The organism is Meridianimarinicoccus zhengii, assembly GCF_003254465.1.
Classification (GTDB): domain Bacteria; phylum Pseudomonadota; class Alphaproteobacteria; order Rhodobacterales; family Rhodobacteraceae; genus Meridianimarinicoccus; species Meridianimarinicoccus zhengii.
This window is the reverse complement of sequence record NZ_QDFI01000170.1, coordinates 1-1,369: the sequence shown is the minus strand read 5'-3', so window position 1 is coordinate 1,369 and position 1,369 is coordinate 1. Positions and strand designations below refer to the sequence as shown.

The window sequence follows — 1,369 nt, the reverse complement described above, 5'->3', positions numbered from 1 at the left end:
CAGGCCGCTGAAATAGTCCAGCCTCGACAGAGGTTTGAGAACATGATTCACCCTCGGCACGGAAACGGCGGGGGTGATGATGCGGGGTGTGGACGAGACGAGCGGGTCGCTGTTCAGCTATGTCGATCTGGAAAAGCGCATCCCGGCACGGCACCCGCTGCGCAAGATCCGGCAGGTCGTCAACGATGCGCTCGCCAGCCTCGATGCCGATTTCAAGGCGCTTTACATCGACTTCGGGCGGCCTTCGATCCCACCCGAGCGGCTGATCCGGGCAAGCCTGCTGCAAATCCTGTTCTCCATCCGGTCTGAACGCCAGTTGATGGAGCAAATGGATTACAACCTGATATTGCGCTGGTTCGTGGGCCTCGGCATCGACGATCCCGTGTGGGTGCCGACGGTCTTTACAAAGAACCGCGACCGTCTTCTGACCACGGAGATGTCACGCAAGGTGATGGCGGCGATCTTGGCGCATCGCGAGGTCGCGCCGCTTCTTTCGGATGAACACTTCTCGGTCGATGGCACGCTGATCAAGGCTTGGGCATCGATGAAGAGTTTCCAGCCGAAGGCCGAGGCCACCCCGCCTGACGATGAAGGGCCGGGCGATCCGCCCGCCCCGGGTACCACCCTTGAGACCGTACCTTACGAGACCCCAGCCGAGACCGACCCGATGCCCCGCAACAACCGCCACCACCGCAATGCCGAGGTCGACTTCAAGGGCGAGAAGCGTTCCAACGCGACGCATGCCTCGACCACCGATCCGGATGCGCGCCTTTACAAGAAATCCCCCGGCACGGGTGCGGTGCTTTGCTTCATGGGCCATGCGCTGATGGAAAACCGGCACGGGTTTGTCGTGCAGGGTGATCTGACCCAGGCTGACGGTCATGCCGAACGCAAGGCAGCGCTGGACATGGTCCATCGTCATTCCCCCGGATCCACCAGGCGGCTGACGCTGGGTGCTGACAAGGGATATGATGCGGCCGGGTTCGTATCCGACCTGCGACAAGCCTGCGTCACGCCCCATGTCGCCCAGAAAGCGAGATATTCAGCGATCGACGGTCGAACCACGCGGCATGCAGGTTACGCCCTGTCCCAGAAGCACCGGAAGAAGATCGAAGAGCCGTTCGGCTGGGCCAAGACCGTCGGCGGCATGGCTCAGACCATGTATCGGGGCGTCGAGCGCGTCCGATCCCGCTTCATCCTGACCATGGCCGCCAACAACCTTGCCCGGCTACCGCGGTTGCTGGGAGCATGACGGGAAAGATGGACCGAGGTGCGAGCCACGGACGCGCCGACAGGCATGACCGTCAGTCGATGCGGCACTGAGAACGGGACAGCGTTCCAGCTCGGGAACTATTTCAGCGACCTGCTA

General features: G+C 62.3%; 1 protein-coding gene. It reads left to right on the top strand.

Translation table 11 applies throughout. The features are described 5' to 3' along the window. The first annotated feature begins 79 nt into the window (after positions 1–79). Positions 80–1,252, top strand: coding sequence for an IS5 family transposase (locus DDE13_RS22380; RefSeq protein WP_111406394.1), 1,173 nt, complete (start codon positions 80–82; stop codon positions 1,250–1,252). Positions 1,253–1,369 lie beyond the last annotated feature (117 nt).